The sequence below is a fragment of the Hansschlegelia sp. genome, assembly GCF_035538955.1.
In the GTDB taxonomy this organism is placed as follows: domain Bacteria; phylum Pseudomonadota; class Alphaproteobacteria; order Rhizobiales; family Methylopilaceae; genus Methylopila.
The window spans coordinates 14,071-37,182 of record NZ_DATLJK010000017.1; the positions used below are offsets into that span (position 1 = coordinate 14,071).

Genomic DNA, 23,112 nt, shown 5'->3' on the forward strand with positions numbered 1-23,112 from the left:
GCAGGTCGTCCAGCCTCGCCCCGGCGAGGAACGGGAGAGGCTTGCCTAAGGAACCCGCAAATGACCGATGAAGGCAACAAGCGCGCGATGAATCTATCCCCTGAACTGGATGTTGAGCGGGGGTTGAGCTTCCTGCGGCACATCCAGCCTGGCGGCCCTTGGCATCTGGTCGCGATTTCCCAAGCGGGCGGGATAAAAGCGCGGACGTTCTCGTCCGAAGATGAAGAGGAGCTCACGGAGTGGCTCGAAGGCTGCTCCGACGCCGCCAACGTCTACTTCCACCCGGCGCGTATGCGCCCGGGCTTCGCGGACCGGAAGGCGAAGAAGGCCGACGTGCTCGAAACCTCCGTGCTCTGGGTCGATGTCGACGATCCGAAGGCACTCGAGCGCATCCGTAACTGCGTGCCCACCCCGACCGCTATCGTCTTCTCGGGCGGCGGCTTCCACGCCTATTGGGTGCTCAAGGAGCCGACTGATGAGCTGGATCACGCCGAGCGCCTGAACAAGGTACTCGCGGCGCGGCTGGGCGGCGACTCGTGCTTCAGCATCGACCACCTGCTTCGGGTGCCGGGCACGATCAACCTCCCGAACGCGAAGAAGGCGGCTCGCGGCCGCCGCCCCGGGCTCGCTGAGGTCGTCGAGGCGGATTGGAGCCGCACCTACGGGCTGGGCGACTTCCCGGACGACGGCCCCAAGCCCGCGGGCCCCAAGGGGGCGATCGCGGAGACGCCATCGCCTCCCGAGGCAGTCGAAGCGGTCGCTCTCAGCCAATTGCCGGTGGCGATTTCTGAGGAGACGCGGGCGATCGTCGACAGTGGGGATGATCTGGATCGCCCAATCGGGACCGACGGTGCTCGCTTTCGGTCCCGCAGCGAAGCGGTGTTCCACGTCGCCTGTGCGCTTGTGCGGGCAGGCTGCTCGGATGAGTTCATTGCGGGCGTACTGGTCAATCCGCAGCTTGGCATTTCAGCATCGGTCCGCGAGAAGCGGAACGTGCTGGCCTACGCCTTCAAGCAGGCGCGCTCGGCGCGAGCAGCGTGCGCCGAGGATTGGCCGGACGTCGACGGGATGAAGAGGCCTAAGCCGACTTTCGCTAACACTGTCGTGGCGTTGCGCCGCCTCGGCCTCACCTTCAGCTTCGATCGCTTCCGGAACCGTAAGGCGGTTAATGGGGCGCAGGTGGAGGAATATCACGGCGAGGTTAGCGATGATGTTTGCGTCGTGATCCGCCACCTCATCGTCGAACAGTTCGGCTTCGATCCGCGGCCCGACAACGTGTTCGCGGCGGTTCATTTCCTCTGCTTGGAAAACCAGTTTCACCCTATTCTACAGATGCTGGAGTCGTTGTTGTGGGACGGGACGCCTCGCCTCGAACACTGGCTCTCGACCTACCTCGACGCTAGCGACACTCCTCTGAACAGGGCGATTGGCGTCATCCTTCTTGTCGCAGCGATCCGCCGGGTCAGGCAGCCAGGAGCGAAGTTCGACCAGATTGTCGTTCTTGAGGGCCCGCAGGGCTCAGGCAAGTCAACGAGCCTGAAGATCCTTGCAGGGCCGGAAAATCACTCAGACCAGGAGATTCTCACCCAGGATTCAAAGACGCAGATGGAGCTGATGGCGGGCGTCTGGATCTATGAACTTGGCGAGGTGGAGGGGATGAGCCGCGCCGAGGTCAACAAAATCAAAGCTTTCGCATCGCGCTCCGTCGATCGCTCACGCATGGCTTACGCACGATTTGTCGAGACCCGCCCGCGGCAATCGATCTTCGTCGGCACGACGAACGAGGACAAATACCTCCGCGACCAGACCGGGAACCGCCGCTTCTGGCCCGTTCGTACTGGCGCCATCGATCTAGAAGCGCTCGCTCGCGATCGCGATCAGCTATGGGCCGAAGCCGCGGTCCGTGAGGCCGAAGGAGCGTCAATCGTCTTGCCGCGCGAACTCTGGGACGCGGCGGCTGCTGAGCAAGCTGGCCGCCTGGAGGAGGATCCCTGGATTGATCTCCTATCCCCCGTCAACGGCGTCGCCGAGGGCGAGAAAGCGCGCATATCGACGGCGTACCTCCTGCAGTACGTCCTGGAAATTCCGCCCGACCGACAGAACCAGCATCAGACCAAGCGTTTGGCTATCGCAATGAAGAAGCTCGGCTGGGAGCAAGGTAAGTTCCGCGAGAAAGACAAGACGGTCCGCGGTTACGTCCGGTTGAAGCGACCCGATCACAAAGACGACGAACTGCCCGGCAGCAAGTACTAGCGTGGCGCCGTGGCGGGTGTGGCATGTGCTGTAGGCGCTGCGGGCGGCGGGGCGGGAAGCCTTAAAGGCCGGTCCTCTCCGCCTACAGCAGGCGGGGGCCGCGGGCGCGCTGCCGCCACGCATGCCACGCCGCCACGCGCGGCGATTTCAACCTCGGTGAGCGTCGAATCCGGACAGCCGTGAGCCGAAACGTCTCCTCGGCTCAGTCCAGTTCGGCAGGTTGTGGTTGCAGTGGTGGTTACGTCTGGGCCGCCGCCGCCGACATCTGGGTGCAGATCGCGATTAATTGTGCCGGTTACACGGGCGTGTTTTCGTTTTACGGCAACAACAGCTTCAGGAATGCAGAAATGGACTTCTCAATTAATCTCACGAAGCGGACGCGTAAGCGGAAGCTCAAGAGCGGCGAGGCGGTCCTTCAGGACCGTTATGTGCTGAACTACATCGACCCCAACAGCGGTCGCCGCCGGCAGCAGTTCTTCGAGCGCAAGCGCGACGCTGAAGCCCGGCAGCGGGACCTCCTGACCCAGGTTGCGGCCGGAGCCTATGTGGACGAGCGGACTGTGCCGACGGTCGCGGAAGCCATCGATCACTGGCTCGCCGACCGCGAGGGGAACGTCAAAGCGACGACCCTCAAGGGCTACAAGGTAGTCTGCGCCGTGATCCGCGGCCCGCTGTTGGTCGGCTCGCGTCGCGAACGGGCGGACTTCACCGCGACTGGCGCGAAGCCGAAGGGCGCGACCTTCCTCAAGATGCTGGGCGAGGTGAAGCTGAACGATCTCACCACGGCGGCGATCCGCGCCTGGCATCGGACGGTGGCGGAGCAGACCGGGACCTACACGGCGGACCGCGCGAAGGCGCACCTGAAGTCGATCCTCGCGCTCGCCGAGGAAGATTTTAAGGTCCGTGCGCCCTCGATGCCGACAGGCCTCTCGCGCGCCCGCCACAAGCCGAAGAAGGCGATCCTGACCGGCGAGCTGATCCGCAAAATCATCCAAGCGGCGGCTGATGACGAGCAGGGCGTCTACTATGCCTTCCCTTTCCTGGCCGGCACGCGCCCGAGCGAGCAGCTCGGCCTCCTATGGGAGGACGTCGACTTCGACAAGAACCTTATCCGGATCCGCCGCATCCAGGAGCGCGACGGGTCGCTGACGGAGATGACGAAGACCGAGGCCGGGACGCGTGAGATCCCGATGGGCAAGACGCTGCGCGAGCTGCTGCTCGCTTGGCGGGTGCGGTGTCCGCGGAAGGGCAAGGAGCTTCATCGCGTCTTCCCCGGCCCCGGCCGCCTTCAGCCCTGGCCGAAGCCGCGCCTCGGCGGCGGCGGGCCGCTCCTCTACCAAAACTTCCGCAAGCGCTATTGGGAGCCGGCGTTCAAGCAGCTCGGGCTGCCCTATGTGACTCCCCATTCGGCGCGGCACTCCTTCATTTCGACGCTGCAGGCTCAGGGCATCGAGGTCGGCCTCGTGGCGCAGATCGCGGGCCATGCGAACCCGACCGTGACGCTCGGCCACTACACCCAGGCGGTAAGGGGAGGGGCGGCGGCCATCACAGCGCTAGAGCAGGCCTATGGCTGAGGCAGCGGGCGAACTGCTGCTCGAGGTGAGGTGTCTCGTGACGGGCTCGATCGAGCTGCTGACGGTCGAGGCCGCCTCGCTTCGCTCCGGGGTGCCGGTAAGCGAGCTTATGGAGGCGCTCAGCGCCTTCAAGGCGTGCGCGACAGATGGCTACATCATGAAGGAGCACGAGACGCTTTACGCCGCCGGCTAGGCAGGGCTGCGGCGGCATGACCCCGCGCCGCCGCCCGGTGGCTACGTCCTCGGCTGCGGGTGGCAGGGCAGCCCCCACCGCCCGCGCCGCCGGGCTGGCCGCCGCCGGCCCGCCGGGCCGCACGCTGACATAGGCCGCGCCGCGTCGGCGCATAGCGCCGACCCTCCCCCGTTTCGCTGTTGTGGAGACGCGGAAGGGACCCAGGAGACGCCGCGACATATCCCGGGAGGCTCTAGCCGCAGCCGTAGCCGAGCGGCTTCGGTGGTGGTGCTCGCGTCATTGACCGTTTTGCGGCTCAGCACCCTCTGTTAAAGCTTGTGGTTGGACGGCAGGGGGGAACTCAGTGACAGCAGACACAGAGCAGCGACAGCTCGTGACGCTTGTCGCGGACGCGGTGCCCTTCGCGGATCGGGCTGAGCTACGCTCTTGGTTGCGTAGGCTTCTGGAAATCCGCTCATCCGAGCTGCCCATTATGGGGAAGGCGCGGGAGGCGCTCAGGGCGACTATGCGGGTCAAGGTGATTTGGCCCGCCATCAAGATCATCTCTAAGGCGCTCAAGCGTCACGGATGGGATCGGCGTAGCAAGCCGAGTCGGTTCGGGCTGGCGGGAGCTGCTATCGGTCTAGCAACGTTCGGCGGTCAATCGGCTGGCATCGCTGCGCTGGGAACGGCTATCGGGGTGCCGCTCTGGGTCGTCCTAGGTGCAGGAGCCCAGTTCGCGAGCACGCTGTATGGTGAGCTTGTGCGTAGGGATGCGCCGGTGCAGGCCGCGGCGGAAGCCGCGGTTGTCGCAACAAGGGGTGAGGACGGCGTGCATCGATTCTAATTCGAGCGCTGGCATTCACTCGACGCGATAACTGACCGAGTTCGCCGTCACCTTGAGGACCCGCAGAACATGGCCTTCGACCGTGACGCTCTGGCCGGCCGGAACGGCTAGCCGGATTGGGGCGGTCGTCGTCGCGACGTCAGTTGTCGGGCGCGGGCCGATGACGCTGTAATCCATCGAACTCGCTGAGCCTGAGACCGGCGTTCCGCCGACCATTCCAGTCACCGTCGTCCGGGATGTGTGCGGCACGATCAGCGGCGTCTGGTTCATGGTGGTGGCGGAGCTCTCGATCATCAGATCCGAACGCTGGAAGAAGGCCGTTCCTCCCTCACTGCCGAGGAACCGCACCACGACGCGGCCTGCATTGGTCGTGCGCCCGAAGATGTCCGCGCCGCCGAAAGCGTTGGGCATCGGCCGAGACACCCGGAAGTTCATGACAGTGTCGCCCGGTCCTGCGATCCGGACAGCGCCGACGGTCGAGCTTTCCAGAACCGCCTTTCGGTCGGTCGGCCCGCAGGCTGCGGCGGTCAGCGCAACGGCAGCGACGATGATAATATTGCGCATGTATATGGATCCCCCATGATCTAAACGAAAACATCACGTCGGCTAATCTCGATCAATTATCTCCGTTGCAAGCTCGCTCACTGAACTGGCCGGCGTTAATCGATCGCCGTGGATGAACTTGTCTGGCCAGCGTGAAGCCGCGCGCTCAACCTCAGCCGCGAGGGTGGCGGGCGCCCGGGGGTGGAGGATGAGCAGGAACACGACGTGCCCGGTCGCGAACCGCCAGAGCTGCGCGTCCGGGGCGATCGAACTCAGGCTCGCGGCGCAGGCCGCCTCGAAGGTTCGCCGCTCGACGCGCGGATAGTGCTGGTAGATCAGCACCGACTGGCCCGCCGCGTAGAAGGTCGCCACCTCGTCCAGGAACACGTATTTGGAGGAGTTCTTCCGCCCCTTGGCGGTGGACGCGACCGCAAGGCCGTTGTCCGGGTCCAGGAAAACCAGGTCGCAGCCAGCTAACGCGAGGCGGGCCTCGTCCAGCCAAGACTCGCGTTCCTCGCGTCTATCAGGCGTCTCGGCGTTGAAATACCGCGCATTCGGGATCGCGCCTGACTCCTCGATCGCGATGAGGCGACGTCCGCCGTCCCGCCCAACCACAGCCCCAAGAAGGTCGAACAGTTCCGGATCAAAGGCTCGGTAGCGCTCGGGCAGCGTCAGGTAGCCCAGCTTGTTGCCGTCTGGGCTGTCGTCGGACGGCGTAAGCATCCAGCAGACGCCGATGCGGTGCCGCCCGCCGTCCGCGAGGGCCCGAAGGAGGGTGTATTTTCGGTAGTCGTTGATGTCGCCGACATATTGCTCTTTCACGGCCGCCTCGAATCGAACTGCGTTCGAGGCACACTGATCGAATACCCTATTTTGGGGTATCCGAAATTCGGGTGTCACTGAGCCGCCGGCTTTTCAACCGGCGGCGCGACGTGAGCTCCATCCGATCAGAAACGTACCGGCGGATGATCGAACTCTTGATCGAGGCAAGGAGGGCCCACGGACTTACGCAGGCCGAGCTCGGCACACGCGTTGGCCAGCGTCAGTCGTTTATCTCAAAGGTGGAGCTAGGTGAGCGGCGTCTCGATGCGGCGGAGTTCATCGAGCTCGGACGCGCGATCGGGGCTGACCCTTATGCGCTGATGCGCCAAGCGGAGGGGTAGGACCACTTCGCACCACAACGCAGCTCGATTGACGGACGATTCCCAACACAGCGATGCTTGAGCGGGGCTATATTGATCCCTTCCTTAAACCGGATGACGACAGGTAGCGTCCGCTGACATCCGATAGAGTGACGCATGGCGAGTGACATCTTTGATTATTGGGCGGATGTTCCCGGCGAGGCGCATTGGCATCCGGACGACGAGAAAGTCCTTCACCGAGCGCAGAATCGGTTCGAGCTCGGGGCGCTGCCGGCCTTCTGCAAGGGCCCGCTCAAGACAGCGCCAGTCGTACTGCTGGCGCTGTCTCCGGGTTTTCGTGAGACAGACTTGGATCATGCGAGTTCACCAGAGGGCCAGGCCTACTACGCCCACCAGCGGACTGGCGGGGCCGACCTGCCAACCGCTCAGGAACATGGTCCCCTAGTGAATTGGACGAGAGGCATCCTGAGGCAGTTCGGGATCGAATACGACAACGTGCGCAGCCGGGTCGCGGTGTTGAACGCAGGTGCCTATAAGTCGAAGGAATTCAAAGACCACCACATGTTGACCGCTCTGCCGTCGAGCAGAGTGGTGTTGTCCTGGGCGCAGGAAGTCCTGTTTCAGCAGGCTGAACGGGGGGAGCGTGTCGTCGTCTGTCTGAGGGCGCGCCGAACCTGGGGATTAAAGGAAGGCGTGAGCTTTGGGAGCCTTCACGCGCCCGCCACCAACAGGGCTGCGACGATGCTGCACGGCGAGGAACGTGAGCGGATCGCGGCAGCAGTCAAAGATGCGCTATCCTGTTGAAGGATCGCTGTCCAGCGCCCTTGGGCGTTGATCGCGGGGCGGGGATACTTTCAACTGTGAGTTTCAGCACGAGTCGCGGCGTGCCCTTGAACGTCAGAAAGTGCGTCAGCCATGTCGAAGCGAATGGTCGTCTTCAACCACAAGGGTGGGGTAAGCAAGACTACATCGGCATACAACATCGGCTGGATGTTATCTAAGAACAGGAACGTCTTGCTTGTAGACGCAGATCCTCAGTGCAACCTGACAGGCTTGATCCTGAGAGACGATTTCGAGCGATACTACCTAGATGAGGACACTCGCCTCCAGAATATAAAAGACGGCGTTTCAGCAACCTTCGACGGAAAGCCTGTGCCGATCGCTGCGGTCTCATGCAAGAGCCCGCTGCGAGCGCCTGGCCTTTTCCTTTTGGCCGGACACGCCAACCTGTCCGAGTACGATGCGGCGCTGACTTTTGCGCAGACATCGAACAATGCGATCACGACGCTGCAGAACTTACCGGGCGCTTTCGCTGAGCTCCTTAGGCTCACTGAGGAGCGCTACGGGATCGACGTCACGATCATCGACCTGAACCCGGGGCTGAGCGCTATCAATCAGAACCTCTTTCTGATCTCGGACGCCTTCATCATCCCAACAAACCCGGATCCGTTCTCCCTCATGGCCCTAGACACGCTTCAGACAATCCTACCGCGGTGGTCAAAGTGGAAGCGGAGCGCGATTGATCTATTCGCCGCATCAGCCTATCCGTTGCCTGCGGGTACTCCCAAATTCGTTGGCAGCCTCATTCAGCGCTTCAACGTCCGGAACGGTCGGGCGGCACGGCCTTATCGAGACAACATCGACGAAATCAACGACCGCATCTCGAACGGGTTCTTCGACGCGCTCGCGAAGGAGGGGATGACCTTGCCCGCGGAGGCGTACGGACCACTGTTGGAGAGCAAATATTGCCTTGGCCAAATCCCTGACTTCCAAGGCCTTTTGCCCAAGTCCAACGATGCAGGCGTCCCGATTTTCGAGATCACCGACGCGGAAATCAATGAAACGGGGCCGATCTTGACGGGTGCCATCGAACGCCGAAATCGTTTCCGCGCTCAGTTTGAACAGATAACCGACAACATAGCCAACGCCCTTGAGCATGCGTGACGCGCTCGCAGTTTTTGAGACGAGCGTCGGCGAGGCGAAGCATCTGACATCGTTGTACGAATACCTATCAGCTCAGGTGCGCGTGCCGTATCCATTTGAGGATTTACTTCGCGCGCAGGTTGTGTACGCGGTTGGTGCCTTTGACAAGCTGATGCACGACATCATCCGAATTGGCATGCTGGAGATATTCACCGGCGTTCGCCAGCCGACTCCTAAATATCTGGCTGAGACAATTTCACTGGAATTCCATGGCTCCCTCGTAGCCGCGACGGTCGCCCCGGCGATCCCACCCAAAGAGCTGCTGTTTGAGCGACAGGTCGCAACGAAACTCGGCTACATCTCCTTCCAACAGCCCGACAACGTCGCATCGGGCCTCGCCCTTATCTGGCCCGAGCAACATAAGTGGGCAGCGATCGCCGCCGCGATGGGTCTACCGGCGGGCACTGTGGCGACGAAGCTCAAGTTGATCGCGACGCGCCGGAACGCGATCGTTCACGAATCCGACATGGATCCCCTGAGCAACACGAAGAGCGAGCTGACGAAGGCAGAGAGCGCCGACATCACCGACTTCATTTTGCTGTGCGGGCGTTCCATCGTTGGTCTAGTCGCCTAGTCTAGCCGACGCGCGGTCGTCCGGTGGGAATCCGTTGGAAGTGTTTGTGCCGCAAGGGGCCTGGCGGGATTTATGTGTCCCTTTCCTTCTCATTCGGCAGGAGATAGAAGCGCCGCTGGACTCCGTGGGGAAGCCCTCAGAATAGAAGGAAATCCTGGCGACCGCGGGTGGACTCGGACCACCGACCACCGTAAAGGACTGAGGTTCGGTAGCCCCTCCGAGGATCGAACGCCGAGCTCCTTACGAGAATGTGGTGAAAAGTCGGTTTGGCGCCAGGAGCGGAGATCAGATACCGTCTTAAAAGCGGACCTTCGTGGGCCGGCACTGGGTTGTGCCCGTTCCCGGCCCCTCCCGCATCTTATTAAGGTCTGCTCCGAGCCGCCTCAGCCAGGAATTGCGGACCATAGCCAGATACGACACCGGAGCCAGATACGACACCGGAGCTTCGCGTCGGCGAGCAGCGTCGGCTATCTGAATCGGGTTCATGGCTCATGAAGCACGCGTTGACGCCGGCCTCACAAGGTTCGGTCGAGCGTGCTGGTCTGACGACCGTCGGGCGGATTTAAGGTTCGAAGCGCATCGCCTCGTCTCGTACCAGATTGGCGAACGGCACCATTCTGTGGTCTCGCTACTCGCGAACCGCCCGGTTGGATCGACCCGCAGCGAGTGGCTCGTGTGTTGGCGATGAGCGCGGCGCGCTGAAGGCGTTTCGCCTTTTCGATGACCCCGTCTATGCTTGTCCTGTTAAGGGGGGAGCGAATCGAAGCCAACGATGATCGCGAGCGCTGCTCCCGTTGTGGAGCCGGCGGAATGGCAGTCAAGAAGTCCGATCTATACTCTTCTCTCTGGGCGTCGTGCGACGAACTGCGCGGCGGCATGGATGCCAGCCAGTATAAGGACTACGTCCTTTTCATGCTGTTCATCAAGTACGTCTCGGACAAGTACGCGAACAGCGACGATCTGGAACCGCCGATCACCATCCCGAAGGGGGCGAGTTTCGGCGACATGATCGCCCTGAAGGGCAATCCGAACATCGGCGACCTGATCAACACCCAGATTATCCAGCCGCTTGTCGACAGCAACGAAAGCCTCGCCCGCACCGACTTTCCCGATTTCAACGATCCGAACAAACTCGGAGAAGGCAACGATCGAATCGAGCGGCTCACTAACCTGATCGCGATCTTCGAAAGCCCGGATCTCGATTTCTCGAAAAACCGGGCGGATCACGACGACATTCTGGGCGACGCCTATGAATATCTGATGCGCCATTTCGCGACGGAGAGCGGCAAGAGTAAGGGCCAGTTCTATACGCCCTCAGAGGTCAGCCGCATCATCGCCAAGGTGATTGGGATATCGCCAAGGAACACGGTCGGTGGCACAACCGCCTACGACCCCACCTGCGGTTCAGGATCGTTGTTGCTGAAGGTGGCTGCCGAGGCCGGGAAGCGCATTACACTTGAAGGGCAGGAGAAGGACGTGACCACAGCCGGTCTCGCCCGCATGAACATGATCCTGCACGATTTCCCAACTGCCAGGATCGTCGCGGGCAACACGCTCGCCAACCCGAAGTTTCTCGATGGCGAGCGCCTGCGCACCTACGACTATGTCGTCGCCAATCCGCCCTTTTCGGACAAGGCGTGGTCGAACGGCATCGACACCGGCCGCGATCCACACGCCCGTTTCAGCTGGGGCGCGCCGCCGCGCAAGCAAGGCGATTACGCCTATCTGCTCCACATCATCCGCTCGATGAAGGGCACCGGCAAAGCGGCCTGCATCCTGCCGCACGGGGTGCTGTTCCGAGGCAACGCCGAAGCCGATATCCGAGAGGCGCTGATCAAGTCGGGTTACCTGAAGGGCATCATCGGCATGCCGCCGAATCTGTTCTTCGGCACCGGCATTCCCGCCTGCATCGTGGTGCTGGACAAAGAAAATGCCGCAGCCCGGCGCGGAATCTTCATGATCGATGCCTCGAAGGGGTTCCGAAAAGACGGCGCCAAGAACAGGCTCCGTGAGCAGGACATCCATCGGATCGTCGATACATTCACCCGCGCGGCTGATGTGTCGGGCTATGCCCGTATGGTTCCGCATGACGAGATCGCCGACCCCAAGAACGCTTATAATCTGAGCCTGTCGCGCTACATCGACAGCTCAGAGGTCGAAGATATCCAGGACATCGACGGGCATTTGAACGGCGGCATTCCTGCTCGGGATATCGACGCGCTTGCCCGTTGGTGGAAGCTGATGCCCTCGCTGCGTGGCCAGCTTTTCGCGGACCTGCGTCCTGGCTACCTCTTCCTCACGTTGCCCGTGGCCGATGTGAAGGCGGCGATTGAAGGCCACGCGGAATTCCAGGCGTTCACGAAAGCCGCCGGCCATGTGTTCGCCGCCTGGCGCACCCGCACCGATGCCGCCGCCCGCGCCTTCGGACTGAATGGCCATCCGAAGGAGTTCATCGAAGCGGTTTCCGAGGATCTGCTCGAGGCCTTCCGCAAGGCGCCGCTCGTCGATGCCTACGATGTCTATCAGCACCTGATGGACTATTGGGCCGACACGATGCAGGACGACGCCTATCTGATCGCCGCCGTCGGCTGGGCGGCGGGCACCGCGCCACGCGAGATCATCAAGCGCAAGAACAAGGAGAGTAAGCTCGTCTGGCCCGAGCCGGGCGACTATCAGATCGGCAAGCGCCGGTTCACGTCCGACCTTGTGCCGTCAAGGCTGATCATTACCCGCTATTTCCCGGCGGATCAAACGGCGCTCGATGGGCTAGACGCCCGCTTGGCGGAACTCGAACAGAAGATGACTGAGGCGCTGGAAGAGGGCGCGGGCGAGGACGGTCTGCTGACCGAAGTGATCGAGGGCGAAGGCGAAAAGCAGAAGATCACGGCGAAGGCCATCAAGGCGCGGCTGAAGGAAATCGGGCGCGAAGCCGATCTGGCGGACGAGCGCGAGGCCTTAATCGCCTATCAGGCGCTGATCGACGATCTCGATGAGACGAAGAAGAAGCGCAAGGCGGCGGAGGAAAAGCTCTACGCCAAGGTTCACGCCCGCTATGCCGCGTTGACCGACGACGAGGTGAAGACCCTCGTCGTCGCCGACAAGTGGTTGGCGACGATCGAAGCACGGGTGGGCAGGAATGTCGCGCGCGTAGCGCAGGCCTTGACAACCCGCGTGCGGGCGCTCGCAGAACGCTACGAGAAACCGCTGCCGAACCTGCAGGACGATGTTGAAGTCCTCGCCGCGCGTGTCGCTGGCCATCTCAAGGCTATAGGTGCCACATGGAACTAAGGCCTGGGTACAAGAGGACCGAAATCGGCGTGATCCCCGAGCAATGGGACACACTTCCGTTTCATGAGGTCCTTCGCAAGAGTCCTGCAAAAAACTTCCAGGTCCAGACGACAGAATATCAAGCTTCTGGCTCGTTTCCGGTTGTCGACCAAGGACAAGAGTCTGTGGTGGGTTACTCGGATCGTAGCGACCGAGTGTTCCGTGTTCCACAAGGCGGTGTTGTAGTCTTTGGTGATCACACCTGCATAGTGAAGCATGTAAAACATGATTTTATTGTAGGCGCAGACGGAACACAGATACTTTCCGCTAGGGAAGGCCAGATGGCCGCCTTCCATGCGCTGGCGCTCTCCATGCGACCTGTGGAGTCGACCGGGTATAATCGGCACTTCAAGTTCCTGAAGGAGCGCATCTTCCAGGCCCCGCCTCTTCCCGAGCAGAAGGCCATCGTGGAAGCGCTGTCGGACGTGGATGCGTCGATCGCGGCGTTGTCGCGGCTGATCGCGAAGAAGCGCGACCTGCGGCAGGGCGCGATGCAGCGCCTTCTCACCGGGCAAACCCGCCTGCCGGGCTTCACGGCTGCGTGGGAGGAGAAGCGGCTAGGCGATCACGTGGCCTTCTTGAAGAACGGTATTCAATCGCGAGCTCAGCTAACGCTCGATGATCCGGTCCGATATCTCCACTACGGAGATATCCATGTATCGGCAGATCTTTGCCTCGATCTGAGCAATGCCGATATGCCTCGCCTTCCTTCGTCGGCGGCGGCTGGGCTTACGCGTCTCCAAGATGGCGATGTCGTTTTCGTCGACGCGTCCGAGGACTTGAACGGTGTCGGCAAGTCCCTGGAGATTGTGGGTGCCAATGGGATTGAAGCCGTTTCCGGTCAGCACACGATCGCAGCACGCTTCGATAAGTCCGTTCTTGGGGATGGCTTCAAGCGCTACCTGCAGTTCATCCCTGCGTTCACGACGCATCTGCGCCGCCTCGCAGCCGGCACAAAGGTCTATGCGACCAATCGGAAGCATATTGCCAGCGCCGAGCTTCGGCTGCCCGAAACAGACGAGCAGATCGCGATTGCGCGCGTTTTGTCGGACATGGAACTTGAAATCTCAGCGCTTGAACTTCGTCTCAACAAGACCCGTGCGCTCAAGCAAGCGATGATGCAGGCGCTGCTGACCGGGCGGGTTCGCTTGCCCGTTCGGCGCGATGCGGCGCCACAGACGAAGGAGGCCGCGCATGCCTGAACGCCCTCGCAGCGAACGAGTCACGCAGAACCGCCTTGCCGCCTTCATCACTCAGGCAGAAGCAGCGGGCGGTCTTGGCTATCGGCCACTCGGCGATTGGTCGGCGCGGGCCAACAACCGCTGCGTCGAACCGGAGCTTTTGCGCGCCAACCTCACCGCCCGCGGATATTCCAAGCCCGAGATCGATGCCGCGCTCACCCGCCTGATGCAGGCAATCGAGGTCACCGGCACGACGCTCTATCAGGCGAACCTCAAGACCTACACGCTGCTGCGCTATGGCGTGGACGTGCAAACCTCGGTCAGCGCGCCCTTCAAGAAGGTGCACCTGATCGATTGGGAGAACGCAGAGGCGAATGATTTCGCCGTCGCGGAAGAGGTGACGCTGAAGGGTGGGCACGAACGGCGCCCCGATCTTGTCGTCTATCTCAATGGGCTCGCCATCGCGGTGATCGAATTGAAGCGCGCCGCGGTCGAGATCGGCGATGGCGTCCGCCAATTGATTTCCAATCAGGACGAGATTTTCAACGCGCCATTTTTCGCCACCGCGCAGCTTCTCCTCGCCGGCAGCGATGCCCAGGGTCTGCGCTATGGCACCATCGGCACGCCCGAAACCCTTTTCGTCGAGTGGCGCGACGAAAATCCGCCCGAAGGCGAACTTCCCGCCGGCGCGCTGCTCGACCGGCCGGTGGGCCAGCTTCTGCGCAAGGAACGGCTGCTCGACCTGATCCGCAACTTCGTGATCTTCGACGCCGGCATCAAGAAGGTGCCGCGGCATCACCAGTTCACCGGCGTGAAGCTGGCGCAGGAGCGCCTGGCCGGGCGCGAGGGCGGCGTGATCTGGCACACGCAGGGCTCCGGCAAAAGCATCCTGATGGTGTTGCTGGCCAAGTGGATTCTGGAACACGAGCCCGACGCGCGCGTGCTGATCGTCACTGACCGCGACGAGCTCGACAAGCAGATCGAAGGCGTGATGCGCAACGCGGGCGTGATCGGCTCGGAAGCGCCGTCGCCCCGCGTCAGCCGCCGCGATGAGTTCGTCAGCTGGCTCGGCGCGCCATCGCCCCGGCTGATCTGCGCTCTGATCCACAAGTTCGATTCAACCGATCTTTCCGGCCCGCCGCCACGAGTAACCGGCCGCTTTTACGTGTTCGTGGACGAATGCCACCGCAGCCAGGGCGGCGACATGAACAAGCAGATGAAGCGCTGGCTGGAAGGCGCGATCTTCGTCGGCTTCACCGGCACGCCGCTGCTGGCCAAGGACAAGCAGACGACGCGCGAGGTCTTCGGCACCTATATCCACACCTACAAGTTCCAGGAGGCGGTGCGCGATAAGGTTGTGCTGGACTTGAAGTACGAAGCACGCGACGTGCCTCAGCGCATGACGAGCCCGGCAGCCATCGACGCATGGTTCGAGAAGAAGACGAAGGGACTGAACAATTTTCAGAAAGCGGTGCTTCGCAAACGCTGGGCCACCATGGAGGAATTGCTCAGCGCGACCGAACGCAAGCGCCGGATCGTGGCCGAGATCGTTCAGGACTTCGATCTGAAGCCGCGTCTCAGCGACGATCGCGGCACCGCCATTCTCGTCGCGTCCTCAATCCGCGACGCCTGCGAGTATTTCCGCGAGTTTCAGAACACGCGGCTCGGCCCGCATGTCGGGATCGTCACCTCGTTCGAGCCGAACCACAACGCGATCTCGCGGGAACCGGCGAACAGCGATGAGCGATACAAGTATGACACCTATACCAAGTCGGTCTTGAAGGGCGGGCAGAGCACGACCGCCTATGAAACCGAGATCAAGCGGCGATTCATAGAAGAGCCGGCGAACACGAAGCTGCTGATCGTCGTTTCGAAATTGCTCACAGGCTTTGACGCGCCCAGCTGCACCTACATCTATATCGACGACAAGCTGCGCGATCACACGCTCTTCCAGGCGATTTGCCGGACCAACCGGATCGACGGCGACGACAAGAGCTATGGCCACATCGTCGATTTCAAGGAGTTGTTCGGCAACGTCCAGCACGCCATTGCGGTTTACAGTTCGGACGAGCTCGACATCGATCAAGGGAACGGCGGCGACAACAACGTCGAGATCAAGGGGTGGCTAGAAGAAGGCAAGGCCCGCCTCGATGCCGCACGGGAGGCGTTGGTCTATCTATGTGATCCTGTACCGCCGCCGAAGGAGGTCGAGCAGTATCTCCGCTATTTCTGCGGAGACGCCGCCAACCCGAATGCGCTCAATGAAACGGAGGCGCTGCGGATATCCTTCTATAAAGCGGTGGCGTCGTTCGTCCGGGCCTATGCTGCTGTCGTCCAGAACCTGACCGAGGCCGGATATGATGCCTCCGCCCAAGTCGGGATCTTGCGCGAGGTGGAGCTTTACACCGACCTCCGTGCGGCAATCAAAAAACATTCCGGCGAAGAGCTCGACATCAAGCCTTACGAGGCAGACATGCGGCACCTTCTCAACACCTATATCCAGGCCGATCCGGCGCAGGCTCTCGGAAGCCTCTCCAACGTTTCACTGACGCAGGCGATTATTGAGACGGGCATCCACGATGCCATCGCCAAGCAACTGAACGAGAAGGGGAAGCTCTCAAAGAATGCTGTTGCCGAGGGCATCATCAACAACATTCGCAAGACGATTACCCGCGATCAGCTGACCGATCCACGCTTCTTCGATGAAATGTCCCGGCTCTTGGAGGACCTTATCAGGCGAAGCCGCGAGAACGCGGAGGCGTATGAAGAATTCCTCCGGAATGCCGAGGATCTGATCAAGCGGTTGGCGGCACGCACGCCCGGAGATGGTCTTCCGGCTGCGCTTCATGGCAATCGCGAGGCCGGCGTCATTTTCAACAATCTGGCGACGATACCCGCAAGCGGTTTCGTGTGCCCGGCGGATGACGCTGCCATAGCCAATCTGGCGCTGGAAATCGATCGAACAGTGCGCGAATACGCTCCCGCTGGCTGGAAAGGCGATGCGGTTCGAGAGCGCGAGGTCAAGAACGTGTTGTTTCCGCTGTTCAATCGCGATCGCGAAGCGACTCTGGCGATGTTCGAGATCATCAAGAACCAACCGGGGTATTGATGGCCGAGCTGATCCAACTTGGCGATATCGCGATCAGCGTGACGCGAAAGGACGTCAAGAACGTCCATTTGTCTGTCCATCCGCCGGATGGGCGCGTCACGCTTGTTGCGCCGACATCAACGAGACTAGATGTTGCGAGGGCCTACGCGATCACCCGCATCGGCTGGATCAGGCAGCAGCGCGACCGTTTCGCAAAGCAAGCGCGCGAGGCGCCCCGTCAATACCGTGGGCGCGAAACCCATTATCTCTGGGGCCGTCGGCACCTATTGAAGCTGGCCGAGCGGGACGAAAAGCCGACGATCAAGATCGATCACCGGACGATCCACCTGCAGGTGAGGCCTGGAACCACGCGGGACCAGCGCGCGTGCATCATTCACGAATGGCATTTGGGGCTTCTCCACGAGGCGGTTCCGGAGCTAATCCGAAAGTGGGAGGGTCGAATTGGCGTCAAGGTCCAGGGGTATTTTCTGCAGAGGATGAAAACCAAATGGGGGAGCTGCAACCCGCAACGAGGAACAATCCGGCTTAATACGGAGCTGGTCAAGAAGCCGCGCGACATGCTAGAATATGTGATCGTGCATGAGATAGTACATCTAATCGAGGCCAAGCACACGAGTGCATTCTTTGAGCATCTAGATCGACTATATCCTAACTGGTCCGTTGTCCGATCCGAACTGAATGAACTACCGTTATCTGCCGAGAGCTGGCCTGTGGCACGATGAGCTCCTACGTTGTCACATGAGGATCAATCGTGCCTGATGGAGGCTGGCATTCGACTCGTTCGATCGATTTGTCGCGCCGGCGGCTTCACAATGTTGTCCGTATCGCCTTCACATCCGCGTGCTGCTCGATGATCTGTTCAGCAAGCTAACGCTGCCCTCCGGGTTCTGCGTGTTGCCCTTGAGGCTTGGTCAGGAGCGCGGCGATCGCCGTTCGGCTCGCTGCATCTGTGGTGTGGACGAGCTGCGTCGCCTCGGCCGTCGCGACGCGGTGCTGGATGCCAGATGCTCGCCAGCCCATGAGACCACCGCAAAGGTCTGAGCGGTTAACGTCAGGATCGGCGCCATAAGCACCTTCATGTTGAAGTGCCGCGGCTCTGGGGTCCCGTTTGACGGGGTGCAAGCTGTCCGGATTTCTCCTGACTTTCTGCTTCGGATGACCGCTCGCGGGGGTAAAGGCCGCAAAGCGGACATCCTCAATGTCAGCAAAGGGTCAGAAGCAGGCGAGGCGGCTAGACCTAGCCGCACTCCCGCGACGCCGCGACTTCATATCGCCCGCACAGGCCGGCCTTGTAACCGAGCTGTAACCACGGTCTCGAAGCGCGTGAGCCGCACCTCCGCGGCGCGGCTCAGAAACGACGAAAGCCGCGGAGCGATCCGCGGCTTTTCGGCAGTCTGAGAACTGGAGCGGGCGAAGGGATTCGAACCCTCGACCCCAACCTTGGCAAGGTTGTGCTCTACCCCTGAGCTACACCCGCTTGAAGTCCGTCCCACGGGTGGGTCGCCCGCGAGACGCGCTCTATGCCGCAACGCGATCGGGATTGCAAGGCGGATTCCGCCGGTCGCGCCGCTCGGCTGGCAAGACGCGCTGCAGACCGGATGATGAGGGGGCGGCGCTTGCTCAAGACCCTTAGCGAGGCTGAAGCCGCGTCGAGCGGCGTGACGCTACGCGCTCCCCCGCGCGTCAGCGCGCGGCGCGGCTTGAGAAAATGCCGTTGCGCGACCCCTCGGTCCGTAACTAAACTTAAAATTGTATTCTTCAGTCGCCGCAATTTAAGCGGCGGAGAGGCGCGTCGAGCCGGGGGCTGCAAGGGGGGAACGATGAATGTCTGGAGAGCTGCGCCGGCCATGCTGGCGGCGTCCGTGCTGGCCGCATGCAGTTCGGCGAACCAGCGCGTGGCGCATGCGGATTTCGGGACCACTCAGGCGCTGGCGACGACCGGTTCGCTGCGGCTCGTGACGGAGCGGACGCGGCCTGGCTACCAGCCGGTGGTCTGCTCGGAGCCGAGCCCCGATTACGCGGTCGCGCTGAACGCCACGCGGAAGATCGCGGTCGCGGTGAACAAGGCCGCGCCTCCGGCCGAGCCTGCCGCCGACGCCGTCGTCGGCGCCGCAGCGGCCGCGCCGCCTTTCAGCGGAGCGGCGGCGCTCGACGGCTCGGCGGTGGAGACGGTCTCGGAGGGCCGGGGCCGCGCCGCGGCCGTGCTCGCGCTGCGCGACGGGCTCTACGCCGCCTGCCAGAGCTACGCCAACGGCGTCATCGGGCATGACGCCTATGCGGTGATCCTCAGCCAGTACGGCCATCTGCTGGTGGCGCTGGTCGGCGGCGGCCGGGCCGAGCTCGGCTCCGACGGCAAGCCGGCGGCCGTCGCGGCCGCCACGATCGACGCGCGCAAATCGACTCTGTCGACGCTGCTGGTCGCCTGCGTCAGCGGTCATGACAGAACGCGGATCGGGTCGCACGGGCCGAACCCGATCCTCACCGAGACCTTCTGCCGAAACGTGATGGCCGCCGCGTTGCGGCAGGCGACCGGGGGCGACGTGGGCCGAGCGCGCGTGGAGCCGGCGGTGGTCAAGTGAACCGGCGCCCTGGCGACGAGGCTGCGCGCTCCGTCGCCCAGGCCTGCGGCTCCGCGGAGCTTCGCCGGCCGGGATTGCCGGCCCCTCGGCGGCTGCGCTATGCGGAGCGGCTTGCACGGGGGACAGATGGCCACGCGGACGGAGCTGATGGGCTATCTCGAGGCGCTCGGCGTCGAGACCCGCACGATCGAGCATCCGGCGGTTTTCACGGTCGCCGAGTCCGCGGAGCTCAGGGGCCGCATCGCGGGCGGCAAGTCCAAGAACCTTTTTCTCAAGGACAGGAAGGGCAGGCTGTTCCTGCTGAGCGCTGAGGACGACGCCGCGATCGACCTGAAGCGGCTGCACGAGAAGCTGGGCGCCCAGGGGCGGCTGTCCTTCGCCTCAGCCCAGCAGCTGCGCGAGGTGTGGGGCGTCGAGCCGGGTTCGGTGACGCCGTTCGGCGCGATCAACGACCCGGGCGGGCGCGTGACGGTCGCGCTCGACGCCGCGCTGATGGCGCATGACATGGTGAACTTCCATCCGCTCGAGAACACCGCCACCACGGCGATCGCGCCGGGCGACCTCGTCCGCTTCCTGCGGGCGACGGGCCATGAGCCGATGGTGGGAGCGTTCGCGGACCCGGCCGTGGCCGAGGCCGGGGATTGACCCGGAAAGGTCCGATCCTGTAGAAGCGCGCGATCGGCGCGGCGGGTCTCCCGTCCGCGCCTTTCCGTTTGGGACAAATCCCAGGCTGACAAAAAGCCGCGCCAGGGGCCTTCCCCGGAGCCCGGATCGAACACAGGAACTTCAAAATGTTCGCAGTCATCAAGACCGGCGGCAAGCAGCACCGGGTCGTCGCCGACGAAGTGCTGACCGTCGGTAAGCTCGACGGCGACGTCGGCTCCAAGATCACCTTCGGCGAGATCCTCGCCATCGGTTCGGGCGACGACGTCATGATCGGCGCGCCGCTCGTCTCCGGCGCCTCGGTCGCGGCCGAGATCGTCGAGCACGCGCGCGGCCCGAAGGTCATCGCCTTCAAGAAGCGCCGTCGCCAGAACTCCAAGCGCAAGCGCGGCCATCGCCAGGACTACACGATCGTGAAGATCGTGAGCCTCGACGGCGCGAAGAACTGAACGGCTGAGGCAGGAGAGACCAGATGGCTCACAAGAAGGCAGGCGGCTCCTCGCGCAACGGCCGCGACTCCGAAGGCCGGCGCCTCGGCGTCAAGAAGTTCGGCGGCGAGAACGTCATTCCGGGCAACATCATCGTGCGCCAGCGCGGCACGAAGTGGCACCCTGGCGCCAATGTCGGCATGGGCAAGGACCACACCCTGTTCGCCACCGTCACCGGCAAGGTTCTGTTCGTCTCCAAGGCGAACGGCCGCACCTACGTAAACGTCGCCCCGGCCGTCACGGCCGAAGCTGCGGAATGACGGCAGGCTGACGCGACGCAGCCGCCGGGCGCCTGACCCTCCGGCGGCGGATTTTGGACCGAAGGTCCAGGACGACGGGGGAGACGGGACGCCGTTCTCCCCCGTCGCCGTTTCAGGGTCTGGTTTCCATGTCCGCGCGCATCGCGTTCGACGACGGCCTGCTCGCCGAGGATTGCCTCACCAGGGTTCCCGGCGTCCGCCTCAGGCGGCTCGCGCCCGCCGACGCGGCGGCGCTGGCGGCCGGGCTGAACGACCTCGAGGTCGCCAAGAACCTCGTCGCGGTGCCGCATCCTTACGGGGCGGAGGACGCGACGGTGTTCCTCAGGGGGCCGGCCGCCTCGCCGCACATGCTGTGCGCCGGGCTCTGGGTCGAAGACAGTTTTGCGGGCTGCGTGGCGATCGACGCGACGGCGGGCTTTCCCGAGCTCGGCTATTGGCTCGTCCGGGCCCATTGGGGGCGGGGGATCGTCTCGGCGGCGACGCGCGCGTTGGTGGATCTCGCCTTCGCCGCGACTGCGATCGAGAAGATCGTCTCCGGTCATTTCGTCGATAACGCGGCCTCCGCCGCGGTGCTCAGAAAACTCGGCTTCAAGCCGGCCGGCGTCGTGGAGACGCGCTCGCGGGCCCGCGCCGAGCCGGTCCGCCTGGTCGCCATGAACCTCGAGCGCGAGGCCTGGGCGGCCGGGCGGCCGACGATCGAGACGGCGCGGCTCGTGATGCGGCCGCCGCTGATGGCCGACGCCGACGAGATCGCGGCGCTCGCCAATGACGGCGGGCTGCCGCTGACCACGGCCGCGACCCCGCGTGTGCGCCGCCCCGAGGAGGCGCGCGCCTTCGTGCTTCAGGCGCTGCGGCGGGGCTTTCCGGCCGACGCCAGCTTCTGCATGCGGCTCAGGGAGAGCGGCGCGCTGATCGGCGGCATCGGCTGGCGCGACGCCGGCGCCGACGAGGTCGAACTCGGCTACTGGCTGGGCGCCGACCATCGCGGCGTCGGTCTCGCGACCGAGGCCGCCCGGGCGGCGCTGGAGGCGGCGTTCGAAACGACCGGGGCTGCGACTGTGAAGGCCTGCTGCCGGCCGATCAACCCGGCCTCGCGCGGCGTTCTGGAGCGCTGCGGGTTTCAGTGGTCCGGCGCGGGCCACATGCGGCCCCAGGCGTCGGGCGGCTCCGTGCCGGTCGACCGGTTCCGGCTCGAACGCGACGTGTTCTACTCGCTGAAGGCCTGGGGCGCGGCGGCGATCCGGACCGGAAGCGCGACTGAGGCGCCGGCCGGCGCCCTGTCGCGCCCGGCCGAACGGGCCTAGATCATCTCTGGCGGCGACGCCGAAACGACTGGACGGACCATGAAATTCCTCGACCAGGCCAAGATTTACGTACGCTCCGGCGACGGCGGCGCGGGCTGCGTGTCGTTCCGGCGCGAGAAGTTCATCGAGTTCGGCGGCCCCGACGGCGGCGACGGCGGACGCGGGGGCGACGTCATCGTGGAGTGCGTCAACGGCCTCAACACGCTGATCGATTACCGCTTCAAGCAGCACTTCAAGGCCAAGACCGGCGTCCACGGCATGGGCAAGAACCGCACCGGCGCGAACGGCGCGGACGTCGTGCTGAAGGTGCCGGTGGGCACCCAGGTGCTGGATGAGGACGAGGAGACGCTGCTCGCCGATCTGACGGAGGTCGGGCAGCGCATCGTGCTCGCCAAGGGCGGCAATGGCGGCTTCGGCAACGCCTACTTCAAAACCTCGACCAACCAGGCGCCGCGGCGCGCCAATCCGGGGCTAGAGGGCGAGGAGCGCTGGGTCTGGCTGCGGTTGAAGCTGATTGCGGACGCCGGCCTTGTGGGCCTGCCGAACGCCGGCAAGTCGACCTTCCTGGCGGCGGTGTCGGCGGCCAAGCCGAAGATCGCCGACTACCCGTTCACGACCCTGCACCCGAATCTCGGAGTCGTGGCCGTCGACGGCCGCGAGTTCGTGATGGCGGACATTCCGGGCCTGATCGAAGGCGCGCATGAAGGCGTCGGCCTCGGCGACCGCTTTCTCGGCCATGTTGAGCGCTGCCGCGTGCTGCTGCATCTTGTCGACGGGACCTGCGAGCATGCCGGCGAGGCCTACAAGGTGGTGCGCCGGGAGCTCGAGGCCTATGGCGGCGGGCTTACGGACAAGCCCGAGATCGTCGCCCTGTCCAAGGCCGACGCGCTTTCGCCCGAGCTGCGCAAGGAACAGCTCGCCCGCCTGAAGCGGGCGGCGAAGCAGACGCCGATCGCGCTCTCCTCGCTGTCGCGCGAGGCCGTTGAGGACACGCTGCGTCGGCTGCTGGCCGTCATCGACGAAGCGAAGCAGCAGGAGGCCGCCGAGGCGATGCCGAAGATCGCGGAAGAAGCCTGGCGGCCCTAGCATCGCTGAGGGGTGCGCCCTGGTTGG

19 protein-coding genes and 1 tRNA gene are annotated in these 23,112 nt (G+C 63.5%); 17 read left to right on the forward strand and 3 right to left on the reverse strand.

The features are described 5' to 3' along the window. Nucleotides 1-60: 60 nt before the first annotated feature. The 3 genes from VM780_RS16135 (at nucleotide 61) to VM780_RS16145 (ending at nucleotide 4,020) form a co-directional block, all read left to right on the forward strand. Nucleotides 61-2,253, forward strand: coding sequence for a VapE domain-containing protein (locus tag VM780_RS16135; RefSeq protein WP_325449188.1), 2,193 nt, complete (start codon nucleotides 61-63; stop codon nucleotides 2,251-2,253). Nucleotides 2,254-2,600: 347 nt separating this feature from the next. Continuing rightward, nucleotides 2,601-3,827: a site-specific integrase gene (locus VM780_RS16140; protein WP_325449190.1), complete on the forward strand. Its 1,227-nt coding sequence runs from the start codon at nucleotides 2,601-2,603 to the stop codon at nucleotides 3,825-3,827. Next, nucleotides 3,820-4,020 carry a hypothetical protein gene (locus VM780_RS16145; protein ID WP_325449192.1) on the forward strand — a complete coding sequence of 67 codons (201 nt, stop codon included), beginning with the start codon at nucleotides 3,820-3,822 and terminating at the stop codon, nucleotides 4,018-4,020. Before VM780_RS16140 ends, VM780_RS16145 begins: the two co-directional genes overlap by 8 nt. A gap of 841 nt (nucleotides 4,021-4,861) precedes the next feature. Here VM780_RS16145 and VM780_RS16150 read toward each other — a convergent pair. Together VM780_RS16150 and VM780_RS16155 are read right to left on the reverse strand one after the other, a co-directional pair. Beyond that, entirely contained in the window at nucleotides 4,862-5,410 is a 549-nt protein-coding gene (locus VM780_RS16150; RefSeq protein WP_325449194.1) for a hypothetical protein, read from the reverse strand. Between the two features lie 42 nt (nucleotides 5,411-5,452). Further along, complete coding sequence (locus tag VM780_RS16155; protein ID WP_325449196.1) at nucleotides 5,453-6,289, reverse strand: hypothetical protein; 837 nt, start codon at nucleotides 6,287-6,289, stop codon at nucleotides 5,453-5,455. Between the two features lie 65 nt (nucleotides 6,290-6,354). Between VM780_RS16155 and VM780_RS17605 the strand changes: the two genes are divergently transcribed. From VM780_RS17605 to VM780_RS16190, 8 genes are all read left to right on the forward strand, one after another. Next, nucleotides 6,355-6,552: a helix-turn-helix domain-containing protein gene (locus VM780_RS17605; protein WP_414652838.1), complete on the forward strand. Its 198-nt coding sequence runs from the start codon at nucleotides 6,355-6,357 to the stop codon at nucleotides 6,550-6,552. 135 nt (nucleotides 6,553-6,687) lie between these two features. Then, nucleotides 6,688-7,335 carry a hypothetical protein gene (locus VM780_RS16160; protein WP_325449198.1) on the forward strand — a complete coding sequence of 216 codons (648 nt, stop codon included), beginning with the start codon at nucleotides 6,688-6,690 and terminating at the stop codon, nucleotides 7,333-7,335. A gap of 111 nt (nucleotides 7,336-7,446) precedes the next feature. Beyond that, the gene (locus VM780_RS16165; RefSeq protein WP_325449200.1) at nucleotides 7,447-8,475 is read left to right on the forward strand and encodes a ParA family protein; all 1,029 of its coding nucleotides are present in this window, start codon (nucleotides 7,447-7,449) and stop codon (nucleotides 8,473-8,475) included. After that, on the forward strand, nucleotides 8,468-9,088 hold the full coding sequence (locus tag VM780_RS16170) for a hypothetical protein (RefSeq protein WP_325449202.1): 621 nt from the start codon (nucleotides 8,468-8,470) through the stop codon (nucleotides 9,086-9,088). Before VM780_RS16165 ends, VM780_RS16170 begins: the two co-directional genes overlap by 8 nt. An 810-nt stretch (nucleotides 9,089-9,898) precedes the next feature. Continuing rightward, nucleotides 9,899-12,376: a class I SAM-dependent DNA methyltransferase gene (locus VM780_RS16175; RefSeq protein ID WP_325449204.1), complete on the forward strand. Its 2,478-nt coding sequence runs from the start codon at nucleotides 9,899-9,901 to the stop codon at nucleotides 12,374-12,376. A 29-nt stretch (nucleotides 12,377-12,405) separates the two neighbouring features. After that, the gene (locus VM780_RS16180; RefSeq protein ID WP_325449206.1) at nucleotides 12,406-13,617 is read left to right on the forward strand and encodes a hypothetical protein; all 1,212 of its coding nucleotides are present in this window, start codon (nucleotides 12,406-12,408) and stop codon (nucleotides 13,615-13,617) included. Then, nucleotides 13,610-16,705: a type I restriction endonuclease subunit R gene (locus VM780_RS16185; RefSeq protein WP_325449208.1), complete on the forward strand. Its 3,096-nt coding sequence runs from the start codon at nucleotides 13,610-13,612 to the stop codon at nucleotides 16,703-16,705. Before VM780_RS16180 ends, VM780_RS16185 begins: the two co-directional genes overlap by 8 nt. Then, nucleotides 16,705-17,427 (forward strand): SprT family zinc-dependent metalloprotease, encoded by a 723-nt coding sequence (locus tag VM780_RS16190; protein WP_325449210.1) that lies wholly within the window; start codon nucleotides 16,705-16,707, stop codon nucleotides 17,425-17,427. Before VM780_RS16185 ends, VM780_RS16190 begins: the two co-directional genes overlap by 1 nt. Before the next feature lie 680 nt (nucleotides 17,428-18,107). On the opposite strand, the gene VM780_RS16195 is transcribed toward VM780_RS16190, so the two are convergent. Continuing rightward, a tRNA-Gly gene (locus VM780_RS16195) sits at nucleotides 18,108-18,182 on the reverse strand. Between the two features lie 370 nt (nucleotides 18,183-18,552). Between VM780_RS16195 and VM780_RS16200 the strand changes: the two genes are divergently transcribed. The 6 genes from VM780_RS16200 (at nucleotide 18,553) to obgE (ending at nucleotide 23,085) form a co-directional block, all read left to right on the forward strand. Further along, a complete protein-coding gene (locus tag VM780_RS16200; RefSeq protein ID WP_325449212.1) occupies nucleotides 18,553-19,284 on the forward strand; it encodes a hypothetical protein in 732 nt (243 codons plus the stop codon). 126 nt (nucleotides 19,285-19,410) lie between these two features. Beyond that, nucleotides 19,411-19,929 carry a prolyl-tRNA synthetase associated domain-containing protein gene (locus VM780_RS16205; protein ID WP_325449214.1) on the forward strand — a complete coding sequence of 173 codons (519 nt, stop codon included), beginning with the start codon at nucleotides 19,411-19,413 and terminating at the stop codon, nucleotides 19,927-19,929. Nucleotides 19,930-20,075: 146 nt separating this feature from the next. After that, complete coding sequence (gene rplU / locus VM780_RS16210; RefSeq protein WP_325449216.1) at nucleotides 20,076-20,396, forward strand: 50S ribosomal protein L21; 321 nt, start codon at nucleotides 20,076-20,078, stop codon at nucleotides 20,394-20,396. Between the two features lie 23 nt (nucleotides 20,397-20,419). Then, the gene (gene rpmA / locus VM780_RS16215) at nucleotides 20,420-20,695 is read left to right on the forward strand and encodes a 50S ribosomal protein L27 (RefSeq protein ID WP_325449218.1); all 276 of its coding nucleotides are present in this window, start codon (nucleotides 20,420-20,422) and stop codon (nucleotides 20,693-20,695) included. A gap of 128 nt (nucleotides 20,696-20,823) precedes the next feature. Further along, nucleotides 20,824-21,999, forward strand: a complete 1,176-nt coding sequence (locus tag VM780_RS16220) for a GNAT family N-acetyltransferase (protein WP_325449219.1) — start codon at nucleotides 20,824-20,826, stop codon at nucleotides 21,997-21,999. 39 nt (nucleotides 22,000-22,038) lie between these two features. After that, nucleotides 22,039-23,085: a GTPase ObgE gene (gene obgE / locus VM780_RS16225; RefSeq protein ID WP_325449221.1), complete on the forward strand. Its 1,047-nt coding sequence runs from the start codon at nucleotides 22,039-22,041 to the stop codon at nucleotides 23,083-23,085. Nucleotides 23,086-23,112: the final 27 nt, after the last annotated feature.